Annotated in this window: 22 protein-coding genes; 9 read left to right on the top strand and 13 right to left on the bottom strand. The window is 62.9% G+C overall.

Going from position 1 to position 25,325, the window contains the following annotated elements; all coding sequences use genetic code 11:
• Window positions 1-16 precede the first annotated feature (16 nt).
• The 3 genes from FHX06_RS07260 to FHX06_RS07250 all read right to left on the bottom strand — a co-directional run bounded on the left by FHX06_RS07260 (window position 17) and on the right by FHX06_RS07250 (window position 2,610).
• Window positions 17-661 carry an isochorismatase family cysteine hydrolase gene (locus FHX06_RS07260; protein ID WP_183878741.1) on the bottom strand — a complete coding sequence of 215 codons (645 nt, stop codon included), beginning with the start codon at window positions 659-661 and terminating at the stop codon, window positions 17-19.
• Between the two features lie 16 nt (window positions 662-677).
• Window positions 678-1,220, bottom strand: coding sequence for a hypothetical protein (locus FHX06_RS07255; RefSeq protein WP_113147452.1), 543 nt, complete (start codon window positions 1,218-1,220; stop codon window positions 678-680).
• Between the two features lie 73 nt (window positions 1,221-1,293).
• Entirely contained in the window at window positions 1,294-2,610 is a 1,317-nt protein-coding gene (locus FHX06_RS07250; protein ID WP_409564345.1) for an epoxide hydrolase family protein, read from the bottom strand.
• Window positions 2,611-2,889: 279 nt separating this feature from the next.
• Between FHX06_RS07250 and FHX06_RS07245 the strand changes: the two genes are divergently transcribed.
• The 3 genes from FHX06_RS07245 (at window position 2,890) to FHX06_RS07235 (ending at window position 6,988) form a co-directional block, all read left to right on the top strand.
• Window positions 2,890-5,742, top strand: a complete 2,853-nt coding sequence (locus FHX06_RS07245; RefSeq protein ID WP_183878740.1) for an ATP-binding protein — start codon at window positions 2,890-2,892, stop codon at window positions 5,740-5,742.
• 115 nt (window positions 5,743-5,857) lie between these two features.
• Entirely contained in the window at window positions 5,858-6,547 is a 690-nt protein-coding gene (locus tag FHX06_RS07240) for a type 1 glutamine amidotransferase domain-containing protein (protein ID WP_183878739.1), read from the top strand.
• A 153-nt stretch (window positions 6,548-6,700) separates the two neighbouring features.
• Window positions 6,701-6,988 carry a hypothetical protein gene (locus FHX06_RS07235; protein WP_183878738.1) on the top strand — a complete coding sequence of 96 codons (288 nt, stop codon included), beginning with the start codon at window positions 6,701-6,703 and terminating at the stop codon, window positions 6,986-6,988.
• Window positions 6,989-7,038: 50 nt separating this feature from the next.
• Here FHX06_RS07235 and FHX06_RS07230 read toward each other — a convergent pair whose 3' ends face one another.
• The 3 genes from FHX06_RS07230 to FHX06_RS07220 form a co-directional block, all read right to left on the bottom strand.
• Complete coding sequence (locus FHX06_RS07230) at window positions 7,039-7,842, bottom strand: class I SAM-dependent methyltransferase (protein ID WP_113213291.1); 804 nt, start codon at window positions 7,840-7,842, stop codon at window positions 7,039-7,041.
• 274 nt (window positions 7,843-8,116) lie between these two features.
• Window positions 8,117-8,956, bottom strand: a complete 840-nt coding sequence (locus FHX06_RS07225) for an N-acetylmuramoyl-L-alanine amidase (protein ID WP_183878737.1) — start codon at window positions 8,954-8,956, stop codon at window positions 8,117-8,119.
• 31 nt (window positions 8,957-8,987) lie between these two features.
• Window positions 8,988-9,893 (bottom strand): glycoside hydrolase family 75 protein, encoded by a 906-nt coding sequence (locus FHX06_RS07220; protein WP_183878736.1) that lies wholly within the window; start codon window positions 9,891-9,893, stop codon window positions 8,988-8,990.
• Window positions 9,894-10,066: 173 nt separating this feature from the next.
• Here FHX06_RS07220 and FHX06_RS07215 point away from each other — a divergent pair, with 173 nt between their 5' ends.
• Window positions 10,067-10,813 carry a hypothetical protein gene (locus tag FHX06_RS07215; RefSeq protein ID WP_183878735.1) on the top strand — a complete coding sequence of 249 codons (747 nt, stop codon included), beginning with the start codon at window positions 10,067-10,069 and terminating at the stop codon, window positions 10,811-10,813.
• A gap of 21 nt (window positions 10,814-10,834) precedes the next feature.
• Here the strand turns inward: FHX06_RS07215 and FHX06_RS07210 are convergent, their stop codons facing one another.
• Window positions 10,835-11,287, bottom strand: coding sequence for a TspO/MBR family protein (locus FHX06_RS07210; RefSeq protein ID WP_113015944.1), 453 nt, complete (start codon window positions 11,285-11,287; stop codon window positions 10,835-10,837).
• A 390-nt stretch (window positions 11,288-11,677) separates the two neighbouring features.
• Here FHX06_RS07210 and FHX06_RS07205 point away from each other — a divergent pair, with 390 nt between their 5' ends.
• Both FHX06_RS07205 and FHX06_RS07200 read left to right on the top strand, forming a co-directional pair.
• Window positions 11,678-14,551, top strand: a complete 2,874-nt coding sequence (locus FHX06_RS07205) for a peptidoglycan-binding protein (RefSeq protein WP_112545981.1) — start codon at window positions 11,678-11,680, stop codon at window positions 14,549-14,551.
• Complete coding sequence (locus tag FHX06_RS07200; protein WP_183878734.1) at window positions 14,548-16,611, top strand: hypothetical protein; 2,064 nt, start codon at window positions 14,548-14,550, stop codon at window positions 16,609-16,611. Before FHX06_RS07205 ends, FHX06_RS07200 begins: the two co-directional genes overlap by 4 nt.
• A gap of 57 nt (window positions 16,612-16,668) precedes the next feature.
• Here the strand turns inward: FHX06_RS07200 and FHX06_RS07195 are convergent, their stop codons facing one another.
• A complete protein-coding gene (locus FHX06_RS07195) occupies window positions 16,669-17,571 on the bottom strand; it encodes an AraC family transcriptional regulator (protein WP_183878732.1) in 903 nt (300 codons plus the stop codon).
• Between the two features lie 96 nt (window positions 17,572-17,667).
• On the opposite strand from FHX06_RS07195, the gene FHX06_RS07190 reads away from it, so the two are divergent.
• The gene (locus FHX06_RS07190) at window positions 17,668-18,405 is read left to right on the top strand and encodes an SDR family oxidoreductase (RefSeq protein ID WP_183878730.1); all 738 of its coding nucleotides are present in this window, start codon (window positions 17,668-17,670) and stop codon (window positions 18,403-18,405) included.
• 61 nt (window positions 18,406-18,466) lie between these two features.
• On the opposite strand, the gene FHX06_RS07185 is transcribed toward FHX06_RS07190, so the two are convergent.
• Window positions 18,467-19,342, bottom strand: coding sequence for an NmrA/HSCARG family protein (locus tag FHX06_RS07185; protein WP_183878728.1), 876 nt, complete (start codon window positions 19,340-19,342; stop codon window positions 18,467-18,469).
• 127 nt (window positions 19,343-19,469) lie between these two features.
• Between FHX06_RS07185 and FHX06_RS07180 the strand changes: the two genes are divergently transcribed.
• Window positions 19,470-20,384 (top strand): LysR family transcriptional regulator, encoded by a 915-nt coding sequence (locus FHX06_RS07180; protein ID WP_183878726.1) that lies wholly within the window; start codon window positions 19,470-19,472, stop codon window positions 20,382-20,384.
• 72 nt (window positions 20,385-20,456) lie between these two features.
• Complete coding sequence (locus tag FHX06_RS07175) at window positions 20,457-21,215, top strand: adenylate/guanylate cyclase domain-containing protein (RefSeq protein WP_183878724.1); 759 nt, start codon at window positions 20,457-20,459, stop codon at window positions 21,213-21,215.
• A gap of 93 nt (window positions 21,216-21,308) precedes the next feature.
• On the opposite strand, the gene mctP is transcribed toward FHX06_RS07175, so the two are convergent.
• From mctP to FHX06_RS07155, 4 genes are all read right to left on the bottom strand, one after another.
• Complete coding sequence (gene mctP, locus FHX06_RS07170; RefSeq protein ID WP_112545987.1) at window positions 21,309-22,790, bottom strand: monocarboxylate uptake permease MctP; 1,482 nt, start codon at window positions 22,788-22,790, stop codon at window positions 21,309-21,311.
• Window positions 22,780-22,980 carry a DUF3311 domain-containing protein gene (locus FHX06_RS07165; RefSeq protein WP_112546004.1) on the bottom strand — a complete coding sequence of 67 codons (201 nt, stop codon included), beginning with the start codon at window positions 22,978-22,980 and terminating at the stop codon, window positions 22,780-22,782. Before FHX06_RS07165 ends, mctP begins: the two co-directional genes overlap by 11 nt.
• A 205-nt stretch (window positions 22,981-23,185) precedes the next feature.
• Window positions 23,186-23,833 carry a response regulator gene (locus FHX06_RS07160; protein WP_113211492.1) on the bottom strand — a complete coding sequence of 216 codons (648 nt, stop codon included), beginning with the start codon at window positions 23,831-23,833 and terminating at the stop codon, window positions 23,186-23,188.
• A 41-nt stretch (window positions 23,834-23,874) separates the two neighbouring features.
• On the bottom strand, window positions 23,875-25,245 hold the full coding sequence (locus FHX06_RS07155) for a cache domain-containing protein (RefSeq protein ID WP_183878722.1): 1,371 nt from the start codon (window positions 25,243-25,245) through the stop codon (window positions 23,875-23,877).
• Between the last annotated feature and the right edge of the window lie 80 nt (window positions 25,246-25,325).

The following is a 25,325-nucleotide window of genomic DNA, read 5'->3' as shown; positions in this document are numbered from 1 at the left end:
AAGGCGCCCTGCCCGTTCACGCGGGCTCGGTGCTCTGCGCCGCCTTGATCGCCGCGACGACCTGTTGCGTCGTCACGATGGCGCTTGCATAGTTCGGCATGTTGATGACGAGTGCGGCATGCATCATCTCGTCGGAATAGTCGGCGATCGCGTCCTTCACGACCGTCACGTCGTAGCCGAGCTCGGCGGCGAAACGGACCGTTGCCTCGATGCAGGTATGGGCGATCAGGCCGATGACGATCAGCCGGTGAATGCCTCGCCGCTTGAGCTGGTTGTCGAGGTCGGTATTGGCAAAGCCGCTGGAGCACCAATGTTCCGAGGCCACGACCTCACCTGACGCCGGCACGAATTCAGCCTTGAACTCGCCACCCCAGGTGCCGAATTCGAACGTGCGGCGTTTCCAGGCGAGCTTCTGGATGGGGGCGATGTATTTCCAGTTTTCATAATCGCCCTCGCGATAGCGGTGGTGCATGGCGAAGAATACCGGAAGCTTTGCCTCGCGTGCTGCCGTCAGCACCTCGAGCATATGCGGCACGCAGTTATTGGCCTCGGCCACGGCCTGGATGCGCGGCCAGATCTTGCCGCCTTCGGAGATGAAGTCGTTATAGGGATCGACCACCAGAAGGCCGGTAATGTCGCGCTCATAGGAAAGGTCTATCATCCTGCTCTCCCTGGGCTCATGCCGCTTTGGACGGCTGGCTTCGCAGCGCGAAACGCTCGATGCTGGCGGCAAAGAGCGGCGTCTCGCCCTTGTTGTGGGCAATCGACATCGGCTGGCGCTGCGTGCGGAACACCTCGAAGGGAATGCCCTGCCGGTCGAGGAAGGCCATCATTTCGTCGGTCGCGAAGGACTGCACCCGGTTGGTGAACTCGCACCTGCCGCCGTCGATCGCCTTGACGCTGAGTTCCCAGGTCACATGGATGGTGAGGCGGCCGGTCGGGGTGAAGACGTCGGAGTCGGAATCGAGGATCAGGTGATCCTTCTCGGCAAGCGTTTCGACATAATGCTGCACCATCAGGCTGCCGCCGATCGTCTCGACATTGATCGACATGCGCGTGCCGTCGGGCGCTGTCGTAAAGCCGGCGGCGATATGGGCGGGCGAGCAGGACTGGTATTCCTTCTCCGGCAGCGTGAAGCACCATCGAGGAATATCGATCTTCTCGATCGGCGCGTTAATGATTGCGCTAAAGCTGGAATCGACGATCTGGTTATCGCTCATGATCTCTTTCCTTTGGGAAAACAGGGTTGGCTTTCAGGGAGAGCGGCGCGGGCTGCCGCGCCGCGAGCTCCCGTCAGATCTGGTCGCGCAGCGACTTGAAGGAGGCGCGCAGCTCGTCGGTAAACAGCTCCGGCTGTTCCCAGGCGGCGAAATGCCCGCCCTTGGCCGGCCGGTTGTAGTGGATGAGCTTCGGATAGGCCTTTTCGGCCCAGCTCTGCGGCGCCTGGTAGATCTCGTCCGGGAAGGCGCTGACAGCGACCGGGATCTTGATGCCGCGCGGATCGAAGAAGCCGCCGGAGGGGAAATGCGCATTGTCCCAATAGAGCCGCGCAGACGAGATCGCCGTGTTGGTCAGCCAGTAAAGCGTGACATTGTCGAGGACATCGTCAGGCGTCAGGCCTTCCTTTTCTCCGTTGAAGGATCGGGCGATCATCCGGTAGCTCCGGATGTCGTGGTCGAGCATCCACGAGGCGAGGCCAACAGGCGAATCCACGATGCCGTAAAGCGTCTGCGGCCGGTTGTTCATCTCGATCGCATAACCGAGCCCGTTCTTGTAGAAATCGTCGAGCTGCTCATAGGCGCGTTTTTCATCGGCCGTGAGATCGGCCGGCGCCGGCGCCCCTGCTGACAGCAGCTTGGCGATGTCGGGCGGCACGGTGGCTGCCATGTTGGTATGGATGCCGATGAGGCCGGCAGGCTCCTGCACCGCCATGAGCTCGGTCACCGCATTGCCCCAGTCGCCGCCCTGGGCGACATATTTGGTATAACCGAGGCGCTGCATCAGCACGGCCCAGGCCTTGGCGATGCGCGGCGGGTTCCAGCCCGCTTCCTTCGGCTTGCCCGAGAAGCCGTAGCCCGGCAGCGAGGGAATGACGACATGGAAGGCATCGGCTTCGGTGCCGCCAAAGGCGGTAGGGTCGGTCAGCGGCTTGATGATCTTCATCTGCTCGATGATCGAACCCGGCCAGCCATGCGTGATGATGATGGGCAACGCCTTTTCATGCTTGGACTTCACATGGATGAAGTGAATGTCCAGCCCGTCGATCTCGGTCATGAACTGCGGGAAGGAGTTCAGCCGTGCCTCGACCTTGCGCCAGTCATGCGCCCGCCAGTATTTGGCGACTTTCTGGATCGTATCGAGCCGCACGCCCTGCGTATCGTCGGAGACTGTCTCACGGTCCGGCCAGCGGGTTGCGGCAACGCGCCGGTGCAGATCCTTCAGCTGCTCGTCCTTGAACTTCACATGGAAGGGACGGATCGCCTCGGGGTCCGCCGCAGCTGCCAGAGCTGACGGCATCAGCGCCATCGTACCGGCGGCGGCAAGTCCAAGCGTTGCAGCGCCCAGCAGCATGCGGCGGTCCTGATCGATCTCTTCGACATCGGTATGCATGGCGATCTCCTTGAATTCGGGAATGTTCCGGCTGCACTTTTGTGCTGGCAGGAACCTACGGGAGAAGGCGGTGCATGGCCCGTTAGGGCTTGTTAGAGGCTGTTAGCTCTTGCAAGCCGCACGCGGAGATCCGCTAAACGGGCACTCATTGCGCAAGCACTTATCAGAGGTCGCAAAGCTCGGGACCGCGAGGGCGAAACAAGGCGATTGCCGTATGGCGCAGGCCAGATACTTGCTCTAAAGTTCGCCCCGCACAGGGGCTGGCGGGGAAGAAACGCCGTGGCGAATGGGGTGGACGAGGATATCGGCGGATTTCGCTTCGGCCCGTTCCGGCTGGCCGTCAGCGAACGGCTGCTGACGAAAGACGGCGCTCCCATAGAGCTCGGCGGACGCGCGCTCGACATCCTCATCGCACTCGTGACCGCCCCCAACGAGATCATCTCCAAGAAGGACCTGATGGCGCAGGTCTGGCCCGATGCCCTGGTCGAGGAAGGCAGCCTGCGCTTCCACATGACCGGCCTGCGCAAGGCGCTCGGCGACGGCCAGGCCGGAGCGCGCTACATCACGACGGTTCCCGGGCGCGGCTATTGCTTCGTCGCGCCCGTTTCGCTGGCGCCTGCAGAACGGAACGGCCCATCCGCTGCCACACCGCATTTTTCACATGCCAATCTACCCCCGCGCCTTGGCCGGATGATCGGCCGCGACGTCGACGTGATGAAGCTCGCGGCACAGCTGACGGATTCCCGTTTCGTCACCATCGTCGGCCCCGGCGGCGTCGGCAAGACGACGGTCGCGATATCAGCCGCCCATCAGGTGGCGGAGGATTTCGCTGGCCATGTGCTCTTCGTCGATTTCAGCGTGATCACAGATCCCGGACTGGCGGCCACCACCATTGCTTCCATGCTGGGCCTGTCGGTGCAGGCCGAGGACCCGACGCCGGATCTGATCCGTTTCCTGAGAGACAAGCGCTTCCTGCTGGTGCTCGATACCTGCGAACACCTCGTCGAGGCGATCGCCGCCCTGGTCGAGACCATCCTGGAGGCCGCGCCCGAAGTGCACGTGCTCGCCACCAGCCGCGAGGCATTGCGCATCGAGGGTGAGCGTATCTACCGGCTGGACGCATTGGCTTATCCGCCGGAGGCTCCCGGCTTTTCCGTCAGCGCGATCGAGCAGTTTCCGGCAACGCAACTCTTCATCGAGCGCGCCATGGCAAACGGCGCGCATCTCGATGTCAGCGATGCGGAAGCCGCCATTGTCAGCGATATCTGCCGCAAGCTCGATGGCGTGGCGCTCGCAATCGAGCTCGCCGCCCGCCGCGTCGAGGCCTATGGGCTGGAACAGACGGCAGCCCTTCTCGACCAGCGCCTGACGCTTCTGTGGCATGGCCTGCGCACGGCGCCGCCGCGCCAGCAGACATTGCAGGCCACGCTCGACTGGAGCTACAGCCTGCTCTCGGATCTCGAGCGCGCGGTGCTGAGGCGGCTCGCCGTCTTCGTCGGCCATTTCACGCTGGATGCCGCTCTTGAAGTGGTCACGAACGACACGCTCGACCGCGCTGCCGTCTTTGCCGCAATCGACAGCCTGGTGGAAAAATCCATGGTGGCCGCCCGCCCGCTCGGCGCCATGATGCGCTACCGGCTGCTGGACACCACCCGCGCCTATGCGATCGACCTCTGCACCGATACGGCCGAATGGACGGAGCTCTCCGGCCGTCATGCCGCCTATTTCCGCCGCTGGCTGGAACAGAACGGCAGCGAATGGTCGACATTGTCGACCGCCAACGAGCGCGCCCCGCATTTTGCAGCGATCAACAATGTGCGCGCCGCTCTCGACTGGTGCTTCGGCGACTCCGGCGACAGGCAGATCGGCATCGGCCTTGCCGCTGCGGCCGCCCCCGTTTCGCGCGCAATGGGACTGCTGCCGGAATGCCACCGCTGGACCGAACGCGCGCTGCAGGCGCTGGACGAGACGACCCGTGGCGGCAGCGAGGAAATGCAGCTGCAGGCCTCGCTCGGCGTCTCCATGATGTTCACGCGCGGCCACCATGAAGCCACCGTTGCCGCATTGAACAGAAGCTTCGAGATCGCGCAGATGCGCGGCGATTATCTCAATGCCGTGCGCCTCATCGGACCCATCTATTTCTATCACCTGCGCAGCGGCGAACAGAGGCAATGCCTGCTCCAGGCAAAACGCTGTGCCGAAATTGCAGCGACGCTTGGAGACCCGGCGGCAACCGCACTTTCCCACACGCTGATGGGCGTCTCGCTCTGCGTCATGGGAGGGCTGGCCAACGCGCGAGTCGAGTTGGAAACCGTTCTAGAACCCGACAATCCACTTGCCAGCCGCCAGATTCATTACGGCTTCGACCATTACAGCTGGGCCGGCATCGGCTGGGTCACGGCCCTCTGGCTGCAGGGTCATACGGCACAGATGCGCGACGCGATCGACGAGGCTGTCGGGGAAGCGGAAGCCATGCGCCATCCCGTCGCTTTCGCAATCGTCATCAATGCAGTGGCAGCTCTTCTCTGGGTCGGCGATCTCGATCTCGCCGAAGAACATCTGGACTGGTTCGTCGCGCGTGCCGAAACCCATTCCACCGGCCCCTATCTCCATATGGGCAACGCCTTCAAGGCCGAGCTTTCCATACGCCGTGGCGATGTCGAAACCGGTGTCGCCACCTTGCGGCGCCACCTCGAGAAACTCCACGCCGCCCGCTTCGAGCTCTTCTCCATCCGCTTCAACATCGTCATCGCCACGGCGCTTGCCGAAAGCGGCGACCTTGCCGAAGCCTGGTCGCTTGCCGAGGAAACCAGCCAGGGGATCGAGGAGAAGGGCTATACTTCCTACCTGCCCGAACTCCTGCGCCTGCGCGGCGCCATCCTGCTTTCGGCTCCCGAACTGAGCAACATGTCGGCCGAGGACTATTTCACCCAATCGCTGCAACTCGCCCGCATACAGGGCGCCAAAGCCTGGGAAATCCGCACCGCCACGGACCTCGCCAGCCACTGGGCCGGACGCGAGCGTGCCGGAGATGCGAAGGCGCTGCTGCGGCCGGTCTACGAGAGTTTCACGGAAGGCAGAGACACACCGGATCTGAAGGCCGCAGCCGAGGTGCTGGCAAGGCTGGGCTGAAGGAGGCCGCAGCCCTGAGAGGCCTGACATTGCGACGCGCCGGGGCTTGCCCCGGCATTCGAAATCCCCAGTTTTCAGCGCATGCCAATCAACCACGCCAACAGGGAGAAGCAGCATGAAAGTCCTCATGGTTTTGACTTCGCATGACCAGCTCGGCAACACCGGCAAGAAGACCGGCTTCTGGCTCGAAGAGCTTGCCGCACCCTTCTACGTCTTCAAGGAAGCCGGCGCCGAGATAACGCTCGCGTCTCCCAAGGGCGGCCAGCCGCCGCTCGATCCCAAGAGCGACGAGCCGATGTTCCAGACCGAACTGACGCGCCGCTTCAATGCCGACGAACCCGCCAAGGCGCAGCTCGCCAGGACGGTTCGCCTCGACAGTGTCAATCAGGCCGATTTCGACACGGTCTTCTATCCCGGCGGTCACGGGCCGATGTGGGATCTCGCAGAAGACCCGAATTCCATCAGGCTGATCGAGAGCTTCATCGCCGCCGGCAAGACCATCGCCCTCGTCTGCCATGCGCCGGGCACCCTGCATCGCGTGAAGAAGCCCGACGGCACGCCGTTCGTCGCCGGCCGCACGGTCACCGGCTTCACCAACGGCGAAGAGGAAGCCGTGGGCCTCACCAAGGTCGTGCCCTTCCTCGTCGAGGACGAGCTCCTGAACCTCGGCGCCACCTTCTCCAAGGTGAAGGACTGGGGTGTTCACACCGTTGTCGACGGCCAGCTGATCACCGGCCAGAATCCCGCCTCGTCAGGCCCGACGGCGAGCGTGCTGCTCGAAGCGCTTCGCAAGCAGGGCAAGTGACGAAAGCGGATTGAGGGAACGCGATCGGGCGCTTCCCTCTCTCTGCCCGGCCAGCCCGCAACGGCAACGAAACCTTAACCATAACCCGACCATTTCGGAACCGCTTCCCATGGCGGGAAGTTTCCCTGCCGTAAGCAAGCAGGTGGAAATGACATGGTTCAGTGGTTTCGGGAACGCTACGTTTCACGCGAGGAGCATCAGCAGGTCGTCGATTATTATCGCAAGCTGGTGGCGCAGCTCTACGGCAATGTGCGGGACCTGAGGGCGCTGGTGGAGGCCCAACGGGCAGACATTCCCCAGACAATGGAACAGTCTGCCGGAGCGGAACAGCCTGCCGAAGCCTCCACTGAGCAGGCCAAGATACTGCCGCAGAAAAGGGACCTTGGACCGAATGTGATCAGCATCGGCTTGTATCGCGATCGCCGGAGGTCCGGGATCTAAAGCGGCTCCGGCACGGTGCATGGCGGTGTGGAAACAAAGCTTTGCCGCGGCTATCCCGGCACCCTGCCCCGGCACGCCCAGGCGACCGAGGCAAACGACCGCGGCCCGTCCGGCTCTCCGGCCTCATAGGCATCCCTCACCGAGGCATCGACCCGCCTGCGCATCTCCGCATCCAGGCCAGCCACATATTTGCCGAGCGGACCTTCGCCCGAGGCGATCGGATCCCAAAAGTCGGCGAACGAACCGTAATCCATGCGAATCGTCAGCGAGGTCTCCTCGACATCGACGAGACCATTGCCGACAAAGCTCGCCTTCATTTTTCCCGGCTGCGTCATCGGCTGGAAGCAATAGCGATGGCGCATCGTCCGCGCATTCGCGTCGATCATCGCCACCGTATCCCACATCATGCGCATGCCGGACATGCCGCCATAGTGATCCCAGACGGCGGCGGCAACGACACCGCCAGGACGCACGACGCGCCGCATCTCGGCCACAGCCTTGCCGGCCTCCGGCACGAAATGCAGCACGAGCAGCGATAGCGCCCGGTCGAAACTGTTATCCTCGAAGGGCAGCGCGCAGGCATCCGCCTCGCGAATAGCGATGCGCGGGTCCGTATTGCGCCGGCTTGCAGCCTCCACGAAGACCGGCGAAAAATCGATGGCCGAGATTGCCTTCAGGCGGGGATTTTTCGCCAGCGTGAAGGTGAGGCTTCCCGTGCCGCAGCCGACATCGAGAATGCTTTCCCCATCCGCAAGCCCGGCGAAATCGACGAGCCCGGGCGCGAGCTTCTTGCTCCAGCGCCCCATCAGCTGCTCGTAACCATCGGCACTTTCGACATTGAAACTCGACGGCATCGCGCTTCTCCCTCAAAACGGGACAATGTCCGCTTCGACTTTAGGACTGAGCGAGCTGCGCGGCAAGCAAATCGGCTCTTCTTGTTTCCACGCAATTACGCCCACAAACCGCGGTGCCGTTTTGCCGGAATTGCTCCTCAGCTTCGAGCGCTCGCCTTTCCCTCGATATTCAATGGCTTACCGTCGATGCTTCCAGCAGCACCCGTAACGGAAGTCTCTACCCAAAAGGAACCAGCGACTTCAGTTTACGCCACGCCTAGTCGAGAGCGATATTCTAACTCACACTGGCGAGAAGGCGTCCAAGTGCGGCATCGAAATCCTCCAGGCTGAAATTCTGCGGGTCGTCATGCCCGTCGCTGAGGCCCTGGTCTATTACGAGGCCGGTTTGGGCGCGCATGCTTGCCATGAGGTAAAGCAGCGCGAGCCGGTCATACTGGGTTGTCGAGAAACCGGGCGTTGGCGCGTTACCATCAGGCTGGCTCGGGTGCTTCCTGCGCGGCTGCACGTTCTCGATGTGCAGGAACATGCCGCGCGACAAAGTGCCGATCTGCTGTTCCAGCTTGGTTGCGCGCCAAGGCACGCCAAAATCATGGCCGACATAGATCTCGCCCCGGCGGTTGAGGAATATGTGCGCCTTGGCGTTCGACGGGCTCTTGAAACCGTCGAGCCGATTGACCTGGTTGCTGGTATCGATGTCAGCGGGAAACTGCGCCACGTTCCCGAAATTCGGCGAACTCGTATCGTGAATGACGAAGTAGCGCGCCATCGGTGCCTGCGGATTGTTCGTGTTGCCGCGGGACAAGGGCGCGTCGAGACTGCCTCCGAGCCCGGCCTCGGTCAGTCCCTGGCCGGAAAGTGCCTGCCGCAGCTTCGGCTTGGAGATGGTGACCGGCTGGCCGATGAAGCCTGCGAGATTGGACGGCAGCTGCGCGGGTGTGGCGTCGACATTTCCCAGTATTTTCACCTTGCGCAGCAGACAGGATGCCTGTTCCCCAGGGCTTCCCGCAAAGGCCATGGTCTCTGTATTGAACTTGCATTTTCCAAAGGTCGCCGCGCTGAGCTCGCCGGTCGCGCCGGCAAGTATCAAAATGCTCAATGGCAAAAGGTAACGCATCGCAAACTCCTCTCCTGCTTGCGTGGAAACATCACGGGCACATTGCGCCGCCCGTCAGGTTGAGCTTCTCCTTGGCAAAGGCACACATTTTCGAGATGGCGTTCTCCGGCTTGAGAGCGGTGTCCCGGCTGCCTGGGTAGACGATGAAGATCACGTCATGGCCGAGACCGAAATTCTTGTAGGGGTAAACGTGTCCCGGCCCGACGCAGGCCGTTCCATCGCTGTTCCACTTCTTGCAACGGCTTTCGCCGATTGCCTCGAAGACCCTGCTCGATCCCTCGCCGAGCCGCATGAAAGGACCACCATCCGCGATCAGAACCGGCGTCCACCGGTCCTTGTAGACGACGACGCCCATATCGCCGAGCCGCAGCCCGGTCTTCTCAGCGAACATGCGGCCCATTTCACCGCTCTTGTTGCCGGTTATCCTGGAAAGGCCGGCCGTCGGCATCACGATGAAGGGAATGCGGTCCGGATCGATTTGTGCGGACTGCGCGGAAGGATTGGAGGAGCCCGGCCACTTGTACGACGTCTCCTTCAGATCGGTAGCACCGGGCAGACCGTTCCATGCCGCCCAGGATCCGTCGACGTCGAGCGCCATCTTGCTGCGCCAGTAGATCGCGCCGTCCTTGAGGCGCAGCAACGCCTTCACATTGCTGGGGTCGCGACTGCACAGATAGTACTGTTTCGATTCCGCGACACCAGGAAGCCTTAGGTTGAAACCGAGAAACTTGTCCTTCCTGCTCGCTCCGGCCGCGCCGTCGCAACCGACGAACTCTCCCCGGTAGGACTCGTCGAGCGGCGTCGCCGCGGGGAATTCAACGGCCTTGAGGACGTCGGCCGAGCTTGTCGGCGGTTCGGCGGCGTAAGCGTGAAAGGCAAGCACTGCAATGCCAAGCGTTACTAAAACGCGGGATAGTTGAAGCATGTAGAGAGACATGGTCTGCGGCTCCTCTGCTCGGCTTCGGTGCAACGTGAACGACCCAAGTCACTATTTCATTTAATCTTGGATTGTGCAATATTAACGACAATAAAAGCAACTTTGTCTCCCCAGGTTGAAAGTATTTCCTCCAAAAATCTCGCAAGGACGGTAAAATGCGGCGGCTGCTTCTTATGACCTCGAGAAACGTCGGGCTTGCCATTCTGCTCGCTGCCTGCGCCACGCGTATCACGCAGGCGGCAGAAACCGACCTGGCATCGCTGACGGCCGAAATGGAACACCGCTTCGAGACGCGCATCAGCGGCGGCCAGTATATGAGATCATCGTGCTCGCCGACGACGACGGACGACTGGCCGGGCGTCGAACTCCAGCGCTGCACCTACAGGGAACTGAACACCGAGGCGACGGTGACGCTCGCCTTGCCGAGCGCCGCACAGCTGGCGCGCTGGACAGTCTCCGCCTGCCGCGACGCAGCAGCGACCGACATGCGGGCCTGTGCGCGCCATATCGAGAAGCGTATCTGGTCGGCTTCGAATGCCCAGTTTCCGGTGCGCGGCTATGTGATCGAGCCGCAGTCCGTGATCGGTGGCCCGGCAGACAGGGCTTACTGTTTTCTGTTCCGCGACGGCGTCACGGTAAGGACGGCCGCGGTGACGTCACGCCCGCCGCAAGGCGGCAAATGCGCTCCGCAATCTGCGGAAAATGATCCGATCACCCGCGCCTTCACCTATGGCCGGATCGCGTCGACCACCAGGGCCGAGCTGGCGCTCGCCCCTGGCGCCGCGAACGAGTCCGCTCTGGCGGGCACGGCTTTTCCAGATGCGGTCCGCAAGGAATTCGTCGCCGCCTGGACCTCCGACCGCAACCGCCTGATCTCGGGCGCTGCTATTGCCGACAAGGCGAACGGCAAATTTCACTGACCGCGCTTTCCGGTTTTCCGCCTAGTTCATCGAGGCGATGGCGGCATTGAGCGCCGTCGCATAAGCCACCCAGACCGCATAGGGCATGAATAGGACCGACGATATCCGGTCCCGCTTCCAGGACAGGCCGATGAAGGCAAGGATCAGCAAAAGCAGCGGGATGATGATCATCAGCCCCAGGCTCGGGGATTTGAGGCCGAAGAAAGCGGGCGACCAGGCGAAATTCAGGACGAGCTGGGCGATCCAGCAGGTCATGACGGGTGACCGCCTGCTGCGAGCATAGGTGCGCGCGCCTGCAATGCCGATGAGGATATAGAGGATCGTCCAGGCCGGGCCGAACAGCCAGTCCGGCGGCGTGAACCAGGGCTTGGCGAGCGACTGGTACCATTCATCCGGCAGATTGATGAGACCGATGAGAAGCCCGCCGCCGAGCGTGAGCAGAATGAAGACGAGATAGTGATCGAACCGGTGCAACAGAACCCCCGCGTGAGTGACGGTTGAAGTGGCGCCCGGCGGCCCGCCGTCAAGAGCGTCTTGCTCGGCTGCCGGTTTCCCGCTCGCTGAGCGTCTCGATCAATAACGCTGGAGTGCACACCGCAAACGCGCTTGACGCTCATCCCGAAGGCGCTTTCGCACTGACGGAGCAGCGTACCAGACTCGCACACTACCGCAGGGATTTGTTCACCTGATCGCGTTGGAGATGCCGGGAGCGCCTACGCAAGGCCGCTGAGTTAGGCTACAATTCGCCAATCTGCTTCCAGATGCAATGTGAGCAACCCCGGCCAAAGATCGGGGCACGCAAAAATTTCTCGCCATATCTCGTGCCGATACCACTGCGAATTTCATTCACCAGCGGAGGCGAATATGCCGTCAAACAAGACCTTGCAGGAGCTCATCGACTACACGACCGTCCGACCCTATGCCAGCGAACTGTTCGGCATCTACCAGCCGCTGCTCGGCTGGAAGTCGAAGCGGCTGGAACACCGGTTCAACGACGGTTTCAAGCAGGACAAGCAGTCGCTGCTGAACCGGCTGAGAACCCAGTTCAATCCGCAGGTCAGCATCAACTATCGCGAAGGCTGCCAGGTCGGCATCGACATAAAGCCTGGGGCGCTGGAGCTCGGCGAGCCGCGCACCTTCGACAGCGTCGTGCTTGAAACCGTGGCCAAGAAACTGCCGCCGCACGAGCAGTACAAGCCGGACATCTGGCGCGACATCATCAGCCGCGACACCATTGAATCGATCTTCACGCAGGTGGTGATCCCGCAATACAGCCGGCTCTACACCGAGCATTGCCGCAGCAACACCACGCCGGTGCGTCTCGCAATGAAGGCCGACAGGGGCGATGTCGACAGTCAGCGGGTCCTGTACCTGAAGGCGTTCGAGAGCCAGCTGCGCAACGAGTCCTCGCAAGCCGGCGCACTGCTCTACCTGACTGAGCATAATCACCATGCCCAGCTCGAACAGATCTTCTACAGCCTGAAGAACAACGCGCTGCAGGCCGCCAACCTCTCCGCCATCCTGGGCGCGCTCGAACTCGTCGACGGCTATCTGAGCATCGACAACCTGAACCCGCAGGACCAGGAGGACATCCGCCGCGTGGCGCTGTCGCCGATCAGCGTCGTGCACCTGTTCCGCCAGTATTTCTTCGAGCTGGATTCCTTCCTCGGCTCGCCGGTCAGTCACGTCTGGATGAGCCCCGGTTCCACCGTCGAGCTGATCGAGGTGCAGACGCGGCGCGTGCTGGTCGAAAAGAGCCTGGAGACGTTCACCGAAACCGTCACCAAGACGGAAAGCGAAAAGACGGAGCAGGACGAGATCAGCGAGGCGGTCAAGGAGGACAATAAGCAGGACATCAAGTTCGGCGCGAGCGTGACTGCTTCATACGCGTCCGTCACGGCCACATCCAGCTTCGACTATTCCACCTCGCAGCAGACTGCGCGCGAGGAGTCGCACAAGCGCATGCGCCAGCAGACGGAGAAGCTCTCCACCGAGATACGCAAGAACTACAAGACCACCTTCCGCACCGTAACCGAGACGACCGACACGTCCAGCAAGCGTTACCTGCTCACGAACTCGACGCAGGCGCTGATCAATTACGAGCTGCGCCGGAAGATGCGCCAGGTGGCCGTGCAGGTGCAGGACGTCGGCACCTATCTCTGCTGGCAGACCTACGTCGATCGCCCCGGTGAATCGTTAGGCATCGCCGACCTCATGCACATCGCCAAGCCGGCGGAACTGGACGGTCTGCACGCGCCGGACGAGATCCCGATGCTGCAGCCCTTCAGCGAGAACAAGATGGTGACGATCCCCTTCATCTCGGTCGAGGATACCGACGCGGACAATGAGGGCGAGGTCTATAAGGACGGCATCGAGGTCGACGATTCCGAGGCATTCGGCAACCTCGAAAAGATCCAGGCCGATTTCCCGATCGAATGCATCTGCCCCAAGGGCAATTACGCGCTGACCGGCGTCGAGTTCGACGGCCAGGGCAAGCCGGTGGCAGCCTCGCGCAAGGGCGATATCGTCAACAACGCCGACAAGGCGAAATTCACCCTCCATCTCGACAGTGCCGATTTCCAGGGCCAGAACAGCGTACAGGTGAAGCTCCTGCTGCACTGGACGCCGACCGACGGCGCCAATGACGAGGCGGTCAAGAAGAACAAGGAAAACGTCGAGGCTTTCAAGGCCAAGGAGCAGGCCGAGTACCAGAAGGCCTTCGTCCAGAACGCCAAGGACCGCATCAAGCTCACGCACCAGATCAAGCCGCGGCCGAGCGAAGACCTGCGTGAGGAAGAGCGCATCGTCGTCTACCGCAAGCTCATCCAGGACATGCTGATGCACGGCATCACCATGCCGGACGATCGCACCCGGCATGTCGTGGCCGAGCTGATCAACTCGATCTTCGACATCGACAAGATGCTGTACTTCGTCGCGCCCGAATGGTGGCGGCCGCGGCTCCGCGTCTACACCCAGCAGCTCGGCGAAACCAAGGCGGCGCCGAACAACTTTCTCGCCTCCTCCGCGTCCGTCTCCTCCGCGTTCAGCACGGTTACGAAGGCGGTCGCCAAGACCATGTACTCCTTCAACGCCAGCCAGCAGTCCGCCAAGCTTGCTCCCAGCACCATCGGTTGGGGCGGCATCGATGATCCGCTCCGCGACAACTACTACATAACCGAGGATTCCGAGCCCGCGAGGTTCGGCAGCTCCCTCGGCTGGCTGCTGCAACTCGACGGCGACGACATGCGCAACGCCTTCCTCAACGCCCCCTGGGTGAAGGCGGTCATCCCGATCCGTCCGGGCAAGGAGGAAGCGGCGATCAACTGGCTGAAAGGCGTCGAAGGGTTCAACGGCATCGGCGACGCAGACATCTACCAGACCAACAATCCCGACGAGAAGGATATCAACGGCAATCCGCTCAACGGCCAGAAGGTGATCGACGTGATCCTCGACCTGGCGAAGAAGATCCGTCGCAAACACGCCGAAGGCGTTGAAAACGGCCAATACCCGAAGGAAAGCGAGATCGCCGATCCGACGCTGGTCGACGAGGATAATGTGGTAACCTCGACGCCGATCGATCGTGTCTACGAGCACGGCTTCTATCCGCTGAAGGACGGTTTCCGCGCCAACGTCACCGGCAATTATGAAGTGTTCGACCAGTGGCTGGAGATCCTGCCGACCGACCAGGTTGTGCCGGTGGAGGTGAAATACGATCCCAAGACAGGACGGCAGGTGTGACGACCCGCTATGTCAATGCCAAGACGGGCAAGACCGGCGGCAAGTTCGACACGGCCCTGACCCCGGCGCGCAGCATCACGGCCGCCCTCAAGGTTGCCGTCGCCGGCGACACGATCGTGATCCAGGATGCCGAGAGCTACAAGGAAGGTGAGCTGGTGATCGACAAGCCGCTCACTCTCGTCAGCAGTTTCCTTCTGGCCAATCCCTTGGCTGATCCGACCGCGGCCGGGTTCGATCCAAAGAAATTGCCTGAGCTGACGATCAAGTCGGGCACGCGTGCGCGCGTCCTGCGCATCAGTGGCACGCCCGCGACGCGCGCGAGCGCCGGACCGGTCGTGATCAAGGGGTTGCGCATCCGCGGCGGCCGTTCCCTGCACACGAGCACAGAACCAGCGCAGGGCGCCGGCGGCGGCATCGCGGTGGTCGATATCGACAATGTCACGATCGAGCGCTGTGTTTTCACCGACAATCAGACCGAGACCGCGCCGATCGGCTCCTGGCCGGAAGCCGATCGCACGGCCTTTCGCGACGCGGTGGTCGATCTGGTGGGCGCGATCTTCACGCCGACGGTCGAGTCCTTCATCAACACGCTCATCGACACCGCCAACTTCGCCCTCGTCCTTGCCGGTTATCCGAAGCTTGCACATGTCAGCCGCGCCACGATCCTCACGGAAGTCGGCAAGGCTTTCGACGCAAAGCTCGGACCGGGCCGGCCGAACCACTGGCTCGCCGGACAGGCCTTCGGCGGCGGCGCGGCAACCGTCTGGGCAAGCCCCACCTTCCGCCGCTGCCTGTTTCGCGGCAACAGTGCCGAAGGCCGCGGCGCAGGCATCGCCGTGGTCGGCTATGGATGGCCGACGCTCGATGCCTGCCTGATCGACGGCAACCGGTCGGGAAATGTGGGGCGTCGCGATGGCGGCGGCGTCGGCTGCGAGGTGGCCCTGCCCGGCAAGCTGCCGCGCAACCTGTCGGAGATCGACATGGTGAAGTTCCTGACCTCGAAACTGGCGGCGGTGAAGGCGATCATCGGCTCGCCGCTGTCCTACATCAGCGTCTGGGACATCATCAACTATGCCAAATGGCTGGCCAATCCCGCTGCCCCGAGCCCGCCGGTGCGCGGCATCAAGGCCGTGATCCTCGACCTGATCAACGCGCGCTGGTCCGAAGCGCTGGACCACCTCTTCTATTTCGCCTCCACCTCGGCGCTCAGCCTCAACAAGTGGGACGCGTGGAACGCAGATGAAATCAAGCGTGCGCAGACGACGGCGGTCAGCATTTCCGACAGCACGCTGTCAAAGAACTGGTGCGCGGACGACGGCGGCGGGCTCTATGCCTCGGTCCTGTCGCGGGTCGACATTTCCAAGAGCAAGGTGCTGCAGAACACCGCCGACAGCAGCGGCGGCGGGCTGCGCTTCTCCATGGGCTCGGCGGCAAATGTCAGCGGCTGCGAACTGCTCGGAAACACCGCCGAAGTCAACGACCCCTCGGGCAAGCTGGTGGCGGGCGGCGGCGGCATGTCGGCCCGCAACGTCGATCTGGTGATCAAGGACACCCGCCTCGGGCCGACTGCCGCGGCAATCGGCACGGATTCGAACGTGTGCAGCGATCATGCAGGCGGCGGTTTCGCCTATCAGGCGGATACCGAAGGCATGCTCGCCGGCATCCCTGATTTGTGGACCGCCATCATGGTTGAAGTCTTCGGCGTTCGCGCCGTCAGCGTGATGATCAATTCGGGCTGCGCGATCGTTCACAACGGTGCCGGCTTTACGCCACGCCGCGGCGCCATCGGCAGCGCGGTTAAATCCAAGGGCGGTGGTGTCTGGTTCGTCCAGGGCATATTCCCCGACGCCCCGAAGCTGACATTGAAGATCGATGCCGTGGCGACGGTCGTCAGCGGCAACATCGCGCAGACCAGGGGCTATCTGTCGAAAGTGCAGCCCGGCGCGACGATCGCCACCGCCAACGATGTCTGCATCCAGAACCTGATCGCCAGGCAGGAATGGACGGAAGTGAATTATGCTTCGCTGCTGAAGGCGGGAGCTCTGGATTTCAAGGCATGAGCTCAATTCCAAGCCCAGCCGTCCGCCTGCCCTCGGAAGCGTCGCAGGTCTGCTCTGTCAGGTATCCCGCCAGTAGCGTTTCGGCGCGCGGCCGAAGACGCGCTTGAAAGCATTGCCAAAGGCACTTTCGGAGGAATAGCCGAGATCGGCCGCAAGGCCCGCAACCGTCGCCTGCCCGCGCCGAAGCGATTCCCGGGCGCGATGCATCCGCCAGCGGGTGACGTAATCGAGCGGTGCGATGCCGACCTGCGTCCGGAAGCGTTCGGCAAAGGCGGAGCGCGACATGCCGATGCGGCTTGCAAGCTCGCCCACCGTCCAGCGATATCCGGGGTCGTTATGAACAAGGCTGATCGCCTTGCCGATCTGCGGATTGCCGAGCGCGCCGATCCAGCCGGCATTTTCCGACCCGACGCGGGAGACATGGGCGCGCAGCGCCTGTACCAGCAGGATATCGCCCATGCGTCGCGTCATCAGCGTCGAGCCCATGTCGCCGGCACCGAGCTCCTCGTCGAGGGTTGCGAGCGTGGCGCGCAGAATGCCGGCCGCACGATCGTCGGCCGGGATATGGATGAAGGGCGGCAGCGCATCGATGAGCAGTTGCGCATTGCCGCCGGAGAGCGTGAAACTGCCGCCGATCAGCGCCGTCTCGTCGCCGCCGTGCCGGGCAATGTCGGAATGCTCCCAGTCGAAGAAGGCAATGCCATCCTCCGGCTCGCTCGCGAGGTCATTGGCGATGACATAGGCCGGCGCATTGGCGAGCAGGAATGTATCGCCGGCCCGAAGAACAAAAGGCGGCTCGCCCTGCAGGATGATCCAGCAACCTCCCCTGAGGACGGCGACGAATTTCAATGCTGGCTTCGGCGGAAAGCGGAAGGCCCATTGCCCGCCCACCTCGAAGCGCGTGCAGCGGGCGCTCTCGATATCAACGAGCGAAAACATATCGGACAATGGATCGATCATGATTTCTGGACGATCTCGACGAAATGACAGAGCCTACAGCATAGATTCTCCAAGCCGTCGCTGCAATCCTTGGCTAAAGGAACAAGGAGAACGAATATGTCACCGATCAAGGACAAGGTTATCGCCATCACCGGCGCCAGCAGCGGCATCGGCGAAGCGACCGCGTTGATATTGGCGGAGCGCGGCGCCAGCGTGGTACTCGGTGCAAGGCGCAACGAAAAGCTGGAAGCGCTGGCCGAGCGCATCATCGCCATCGACGGCAAGGCCATTCATCGCGTCACCGATGTCAGGAAGCGCACGGATCTCGAAGCTCTCGTGGCACTTGCCTGCGACACCTACGGAAAGCTCGACGTGCTGATCAACAATGCCGGCATTGGACCGATCTCGCCGATGGACGAATTGCGCGTCGAGGACTGGGAGGAAATGATCGACGTCAATATCAGGGGGCCGCTCTATGGCATCGCCGCCGCCCTGCCCGTCTTCCGCCGCCAGGGTTTCGGCCATTTCGTCAACACGCTGTCGACGGCGGGCATCACCATCAAGCCGACCATGGCCGTCTATGCCGGCACGAAGAATGCCATGCGCACCATTGCCGAGGGCCTGCGCCAGGAGGCCGGCCCGAACCTGCGCGTCACCAATATCTCGCCGGGCTTCATCAGGACCAATTTCGCAGACTCCCTGACCAGCCCGGCCGTGAAAGCCGGCATTACCAAAAGCATGGAGGAGATGGCGATCTCGCCCGATGCGGTCGGCCGCGCCATCGCCTTTGCCATCGAGCAGCCCGACGATGTCGATGTCGGCGATATCGTCATACGGCCGACGGCGCAGGGGTGAACCGGTACGAAGCGGACCGGCTTCGCGCCGGTCCGCTTCGCGGGGTATCGTCGCCTGCAGATCATTTCCCGTCGAGAACACTCCAGTCAAAGCCCTTCGCCCAGGCGGCATAGCTGTGCCAGCCGACCTCGGGGAAATCCCGGCGCAAGCCCGCGATATCGGCGGAATAGCCCGTGCGGTCGAACCATTCGAACATCAGCGCCGCATCTTCGCTCTGCTGGCGCATGGCCGCAATCGGCAGTTCCTGGAAGCGGATCGGCCGGCCGATTGCCTCGGTCAGAACCTTCGCCTGCTCCTCGCCGGAGAGTTCGTCACCGGCAATATCGAACCGTTTTCCGAAGACCTGTTCGCGGCGTTCGGCAAGGGTGGCGACGAAATGACCGATATCGTCGATGGCGATCTGCTGCAGCTTGCGGGCTGGCGGCAGGGCTGCGGCATAGACGCCCTGTTTCAGGCCGCCGATCGACCAGGGCGCCACGGTATTTTCCATGAAGGCGACCGGAGCCGAGATCGTATAGGGAATGCCGAGCCCGGCCACATGCTGCTCGACCAGATATTTGCTGTCGAAATGCGGAATGCCGGTCTTCCTGTCGGCATCGCCGACCGAGCCGTAAATGAGATGGCCGATACCGGCCTCCCTCGCCGCATCGGCGGCAATGATACCCTGGCGCGTTTCCGCTTCGATGCCTGCCTCATAGCTGTTGCCCATCAGGTACATCGTATCGACGCGCTTTGCCGCCTGCACGACCGAAGCCTTGTCATCGAGATTTCCGGCGACCACTTCGACGCCTGTCGCGGCCAGCTGCCGGGCGGCATCGCTGTCAGGCCTGCGGGTCAGGCCCTTGACGCGGTGGCCGCGTGCAGCGAGCGCGCGGGCGACGGCGCCGCCCTGCTGGCCGGTCGCACCCGATACGAGAATGGTTCTGATATTGCTCATCGCTTGCTCCTTGATCGCGGCGGGACCCGTGTTCCCACCTGTCGTTGCTGATGAAGCAAAGTTAGGCATTGTCGCATTGAGCCATAATGGCCTACAACTGCAAAACATCGTCCCATCACAAGCACCAATGATCGATCTCAACGACATAGCGATCTTTGCCCGCGTCATCGAGACCGGCAGCTTCACGGCTGCCGCCCGGCTGCTAGGCATGCCCAAGACCACCGTGAGCCGCCGCATCGCCGCCCTGGAGCGCGAGCTTGGCGTGCGGCTTTTGCAGCGCACGACCCGCAGCCTCAACATGACCGATGCAGGGCGGCTCTATTACGAGGAAAGCAGCCAGGCGCTGCGGCGGATCGAGGATGCCAACCTGCGGCTGGCCGAAGCGCGCGCCGAGCCTGCGGGCACGATCCGCATATCGGCGCCGGTCGGCTTCAGCAGCCACTTCCTGCAGGAGGCGATCTTCGATTTTCTGGCGACCTATGCCAAGGCGAGCGTCGAGCTGCGCCTGACCGACGAGCGGCTGAACCTGATCGACAACGGCATAGACCTCGCCTTCCGCACCGGACAGCTCGAAGATTCCACGCTGATTGCCCGGCGGCTCGGCACCACCTACCGCCTGCTCTGCGCCAGCCCCGCCTATCTCGCCCGTTCAGGCATACCGGCGACGCCGGCCGATCTCGCGGCCCATGACTGCGTCATCGCCGGGCCATCGGCCAGCCATGTCCAATGGCTGCTGGAAGGACCGCACGGACAGGAAGCGGTTTCGGTATCGGGGCGCTTCGCCGCCAATGAAATGCAGGCGGTCAAGGAAGCCGCCGTCGCCGGCTACGGCATCGCGCAGCTGCCCTACGGCGTCGCCTTCGGCTGCATCGCCGACGGGCGTCTGCAGCGGGTGCTCGACGGCTATAGGACGGCGTCGGGCGGATTGCATGTCGTCTATCCCAGCAGCAAGCACCTCTCGCCGCTGGTCCGCGCCTTCATCGAACTCGCCGAAAAGCGGCTCCATCAGGCCGACGCGCAAAATATCCTGCCGGTCTCCTAGCGCCCGGACACACGCTGTTGCCAAATGCGCCGGACTGGCGGAAGCTGCCACAACACGGGAGTAACGGCAGGCATGACGACAGCAACCATCACAGGACATCATGCAAAACCCGGCAGCGCCGGCATCTGCCGCGGCTGCTGGGACCAGATGCATATGCCGATCCCGATCGGTGGCCCGCTCTCGCTGCCGCTGCGCGCCTTCGGCATCACCAGAAGCAAGATGAATCCCGATATCTGCACGATCTGCGAGCGCTCCTTCCAATATGTGAAGAAGCAGCGCCACATCACCTCGGGCGCGACGATCCTGTTTGCCGATATCAGGGGCTATACCGGCCTGTCGGAACGCATCGGCGCCGTCGAACTCAGCCAGATCGTCAGCCTGTTCCAGACCCGAGCAGCCGAGGCGATCTGGGCAAACGACGGCATCGTCAACAAGCAGATGGGCGATGGGCTGATGGCGATATTCAACTTTCCCATCAAGCGCGAAGATCATGCCGCAGCTGCAATCCGGGCCGGCAGGGATATCCAGCGCCTCTGCGGCGAAGCGCTGGCCGGCATCGAAGTGAGCGAGCCGCTCGGCATCGGCGTCGGCATCCATACGGGCGATGTCCAGATCGGCGAATTCTCAAGCTTCCACAGCGATTTCACCGCGATCGGCGGCGTGGTCAACCAGGCGGCAAGACTGGAATCGCAGGCACAGCCGGGCGAGATCGTGGTCTCGGCCGAAGCGGCCCGTCAGGCGCCGGCGCTCATGACCGGCAGCGAGGCGCGGATGCTCTCGCTGAAGGGCTTCGAGCAGCCGGTGGAGGCGCGGATCTTACAGGCGGAGTGAGCGCGGATGCCCCCCCGTATCGGGACTGTCCAGCCGCCCTCAAGCGGGGCGGCCGGGCGTTGGCGGCGACCTCGCGGTCGCCACCGGTCAGGATCATTGCTGGGTCTGAGGCCGTGTGGACTTCGCCAGCGCCGCGCTCAGAACCGCCGCGACGACAATGTTCGCCGCAAGGGCCAGAAGCCCGGTATAGACGGTGAAGCTCGCGCCGCCGATGGTCACTGCGTGCAGCGGCTTCCAGCCCGCGTCCCAGACGAGGTAGGTGCCGCCGAAGAAGCCGACGAACCAGCCGGCGAGCAGGCCGGGTGCGCGGAACCAGCCGGTATAGAGGCCAAAGACCAGGGCCGGCAGCGTCTGCAGGATCCAGATGCCGCCAAGCAATTGCAGGTCGAGGGCAAACTGTGTCGGCAGGAAGAGGATCACGAGCAGCGCACCGATCTTGACGATGAGCGAGGTGATCTTCGCGACCTTGGCCTCGCCCGCCGGAGACACGGCGGGATCGACGTAAGCCTTCCAGAAATTGCGGGTGAAGAGATTGGCCGCACCGATGCTCATGACCGCAGCCGGCACCAGCGCGCCGATGGCGATGGCCGCGAAGGAAAAGCCTGCAAACCAGCTGGAGAACAGGGTCTTGAACAGCGCGGGAACGACGTCGTTGGCGCTGTCCAGCTGCAGATGCGCGGCATGGCCCATGTAGCCGAGCAGCGCCAGCAGGCCGAGCAGCAGCGTGTAGGCCGGCAGCAGCACCGCATTCTTTCGGATCGTGTTGCCGCTGTTGGAGGCGAAGATACCGGTCAGCGTATGCGGATACATGAAGGCGGCGAGAGCCGAGCCCAGCGCCAGCGTCGCATAGGCGACATACTGGTTGGAGGCGAGCAGCAGGCTTCCCGAGCCCTTGGCCTGGAAGGCGGCATCGGCGGCATTGAAGACATTGGCGTAGCCGCCGAGCTTCGAGGGGATCAGTGCCACGGCGGCAATCACCACGATATAGATCATGATGTCCTTGACGAAGGCGATCAGCGCCGGTGCACGGAGGCCTGCGGAATAGGTGTAGAGCGCCAGCACGATGAAGGCGATGGCGAGCGGCAGTTCGCCATGCAGGCCGAGCGCCTTGAGCACTGCCGTCATGCCGACGAGCTGCAGGGCGATATAGGGCATGGTGGCGATGACGCCGGTGGCGGCGACCGCCAGTTCCAGCCCGCGTGAACCGTACTGGCCGTGCACGACGTCGGCAGCGGTGACATAGCCGAACTCCTTCGCCCGCTTCCACAGCACCGGCATGACCATGAAGACGAAGGGATAGACGATGATCGTATAGGGCAGCGCGAAGAAACCGTAGGCGCCGACCGTATAGACGAGCGCCGGCACGGCGATGACCGTGTAGGCGGTGTAGAAATCGCCGCCGACGAGGAACCAGGTGATCCAGGTGCCGAACGAGCGGCCGCCGAGACCCCATTCGTCGATATGGGCAAGCGTTTCGGGCTTGCGCCAGCGGGCGGCGACGAAGCCCATGATCGTGACCAGGACGAAGAAGAAGATGAAGACGGAGAGCGCCGTTACGTTGATGTCACTCCCCATCGCGCGTGCTCCTGTAGGCGACCCAGATCAGGGCTGCGGTGATCGGCACCCAGAGCAGCTGATACCAGTAGAAGAAGGGGAAGCCGAAGAGTTCCGGCTCGCGGAAATTGTAGAACGGCACCCAAAGGAGGCCGATATAGGGAATGAGCAGCAGCCAGAGCGCCGCCTTCCCGGTCGATTTCTGATTCACGATGATATCCTCTCGTCCTGAGCGCCCGGGCGCCTGCCCGGCCAGACGGAGAAAGATCTTGGGCCGACCCCGCGACAAAGCCGCGGCGGGTCGTATGGCTGGCGGATTTTTCTCCCCTGGGCACAGATCCTCCGCTGTGCGCAAGCCTTGCTAGAACAGGCAGCGCACGCGCCTCAAGACGCGCGGCGGGGATGTTGGCGCCGGACTACCCACTGGTGGGTAGCTCCGCCAGCGCATCGGGATGCTCCAGTACGAAGCGCACGAGATCAGCGGTCGTGGAGACGCCGAGCTTGCGCTTGAGATGCTTGCGGTGCGTCTCGACGGTCGCCTCGCTGATTCCGAGCTCGTCGCCGATCTCGCGATTGCTCTTGCCGGCAGCCACCAGCCGCGCCACCTCGTGTTCGCGCCGGGTCAGGCGTTCGCCTGTCGGCAGCGGACCGGTGTTGAGCAGCAGATCCCTCACGCCGCTGGAAAAATAGGTCTGCCCGCCCGCCACCGTCACGATCGCCTCCACGACCTCTGACGTCGGTACCTCCTTGAGCACGTAGCCCGCAGCACCGCGCATGATCGAAGACGAAATATACTCGCGGCTGTCGTGCATCGACAGCATGACGATACGGCTTTCCGGGCTCTCGGCCTTGATCAGCGTTATGGCGTCGATGCCGCTGGTCTTCGGCATGTTGATATCAAGGAGCACGACGCGGGGGCGCAGCGCCCGCAGGAGCGGCAGCGCCTCGGCCACGTCGTTTGCGCCGCCAACGACGCTGACGCTGTCGTAGGTGTCGAGAACCTTCCTCAGCCCGTCGACCACGACGGGATGGTTGTCGACCAGGAACACGGTGATCGGCGCCATCTTCTTCCGCCCCTTTCACACGGCCGCTTCAGGCGGCCATCTCATGCTGCTTTTGTCGCAGCGTCCGCTCGTGCTGCCGATCGCGGCAGCATCACCTGCAATTTCGTGCCTTTTTCGGTTCCGCCGATAATCACCATCCCGCCGAAATGCGCAACACGCTCGCGGATGTTCTGCAGCCCGAGCCCTTCGTTCTGCCTGATGAAGCCGGACGGCAGGCCGAGGCCGTTATCGGCGATCTGCATCCTGGCGCGCCCGTTCTCGCTCCATAGCCTGATTTCCAGCGCCGTGGCCTTCGAATGCCGTTCCACATTGTTCAGCGCCTCCTGGGTAACGCGAAAAAGAGCCGTGCGCGCGTCGGGCGAGAGATCGTCCACGAAGGTCTCCATGTCCATCGTCAGCGTCAGCCCGGTGCGCAGCGAGAATTTCTCCGCCAGGTTCTTGATGGCGGCAGCCAGCCCCATATCGTCAAGGACGCGCGGCCGCAGGTCATGCGAGATTTCGCGGATCTCGCGGATCGTGGCATTGAGCCCCTTGACGCTTTCGTCGATCGCCTCTTTCAGCTCCGTCGTTTCCGCATGTCGCCCCGCAAGCTCCATCGCGAAGCGTACGCCGAGCATGTCCTGCGAGATGCCGTCGTGCAGCTCCCGCGCCAGCCTCGCCCGCTCGGATTCCTGCGTGTCGATCACGCGCTGCGTCAGCTGCTTCAGCGCCCCGTCTGCCATCCGGCGCTCGTCGAGCGTCAGATAGAGACAGGTCGAAAAGACGATCACCACCGCCGGCACTGCAAATAGCGCGACGATGATGAAGCTCTGCCGCGTGCGCTCGCGCAGCGCCGCGTTGGCCGCCGAGGTCTGGACCGCGACATCGTCCAGATAGGCGCCCGTACCCAGCACCCAGCCCCATTTGGGAAGCGCCACCACATAGGAGATCTTGTCGGCGACGGCCTCGGTGGAGGGCTTTTGCCACTTGTAGCGGTGATAGCCGCCGCCGCTTCTGGCGGCAGCGACAAGCTCGCGGATGACCCGGTCGCCGTCAGGGTCCACCAGCGTCATCCAGTTCCTGCCGTTGCGGAACGCCTGCCGGGGATGGACGACATTGTTGCCGGCATAGTCGTAGACGAAGAAATATCCGTCCTTGCCATAGTCGAGCGAATTCAGGATCGCTGCGACGCGCTCCTTGGCGGCGTCGTCATCCACCCCCGCGCCGTCGTAGGTCGACTGGATGGATGACATTGCCACACCGACGAGATTGGCGATCTCCCCTTCCTTCGAGCGCAGCATCGCTTCCTCGAACGCGGCCGAATTGCTGCGCGCAAGCTTGGCCGACTGCCAGGTGAGCAGCATGGTGACGGCGAGCGTGACCACGATCAGGGGGCCTACAGCGAGGACCAGGATTTTCGATCTGAACGTCATTGATACTCTTCCCGTCGTTCAACCGGCGGCACAGCGGCCCCTGGTCCTTGTGACGGAGTTTTGCCTTCGCCACAACATCG

The sequence above is a fragment of the Rhizobium sp. BK512 genome (assembly GCF_014194915.1).
In the GTDB taxonomy this organism is placed as follows: Bacteria; Pseudomonadota; Alphaproteobacteria; order Rhizobiales; family Rhizobiaceae; genus Rhizobium.
The sequence above is the reverse complement of the archived record's forward strand: the minus strand, read 5'-3'. Positions and strand labels throughout refer to the sequence as shown.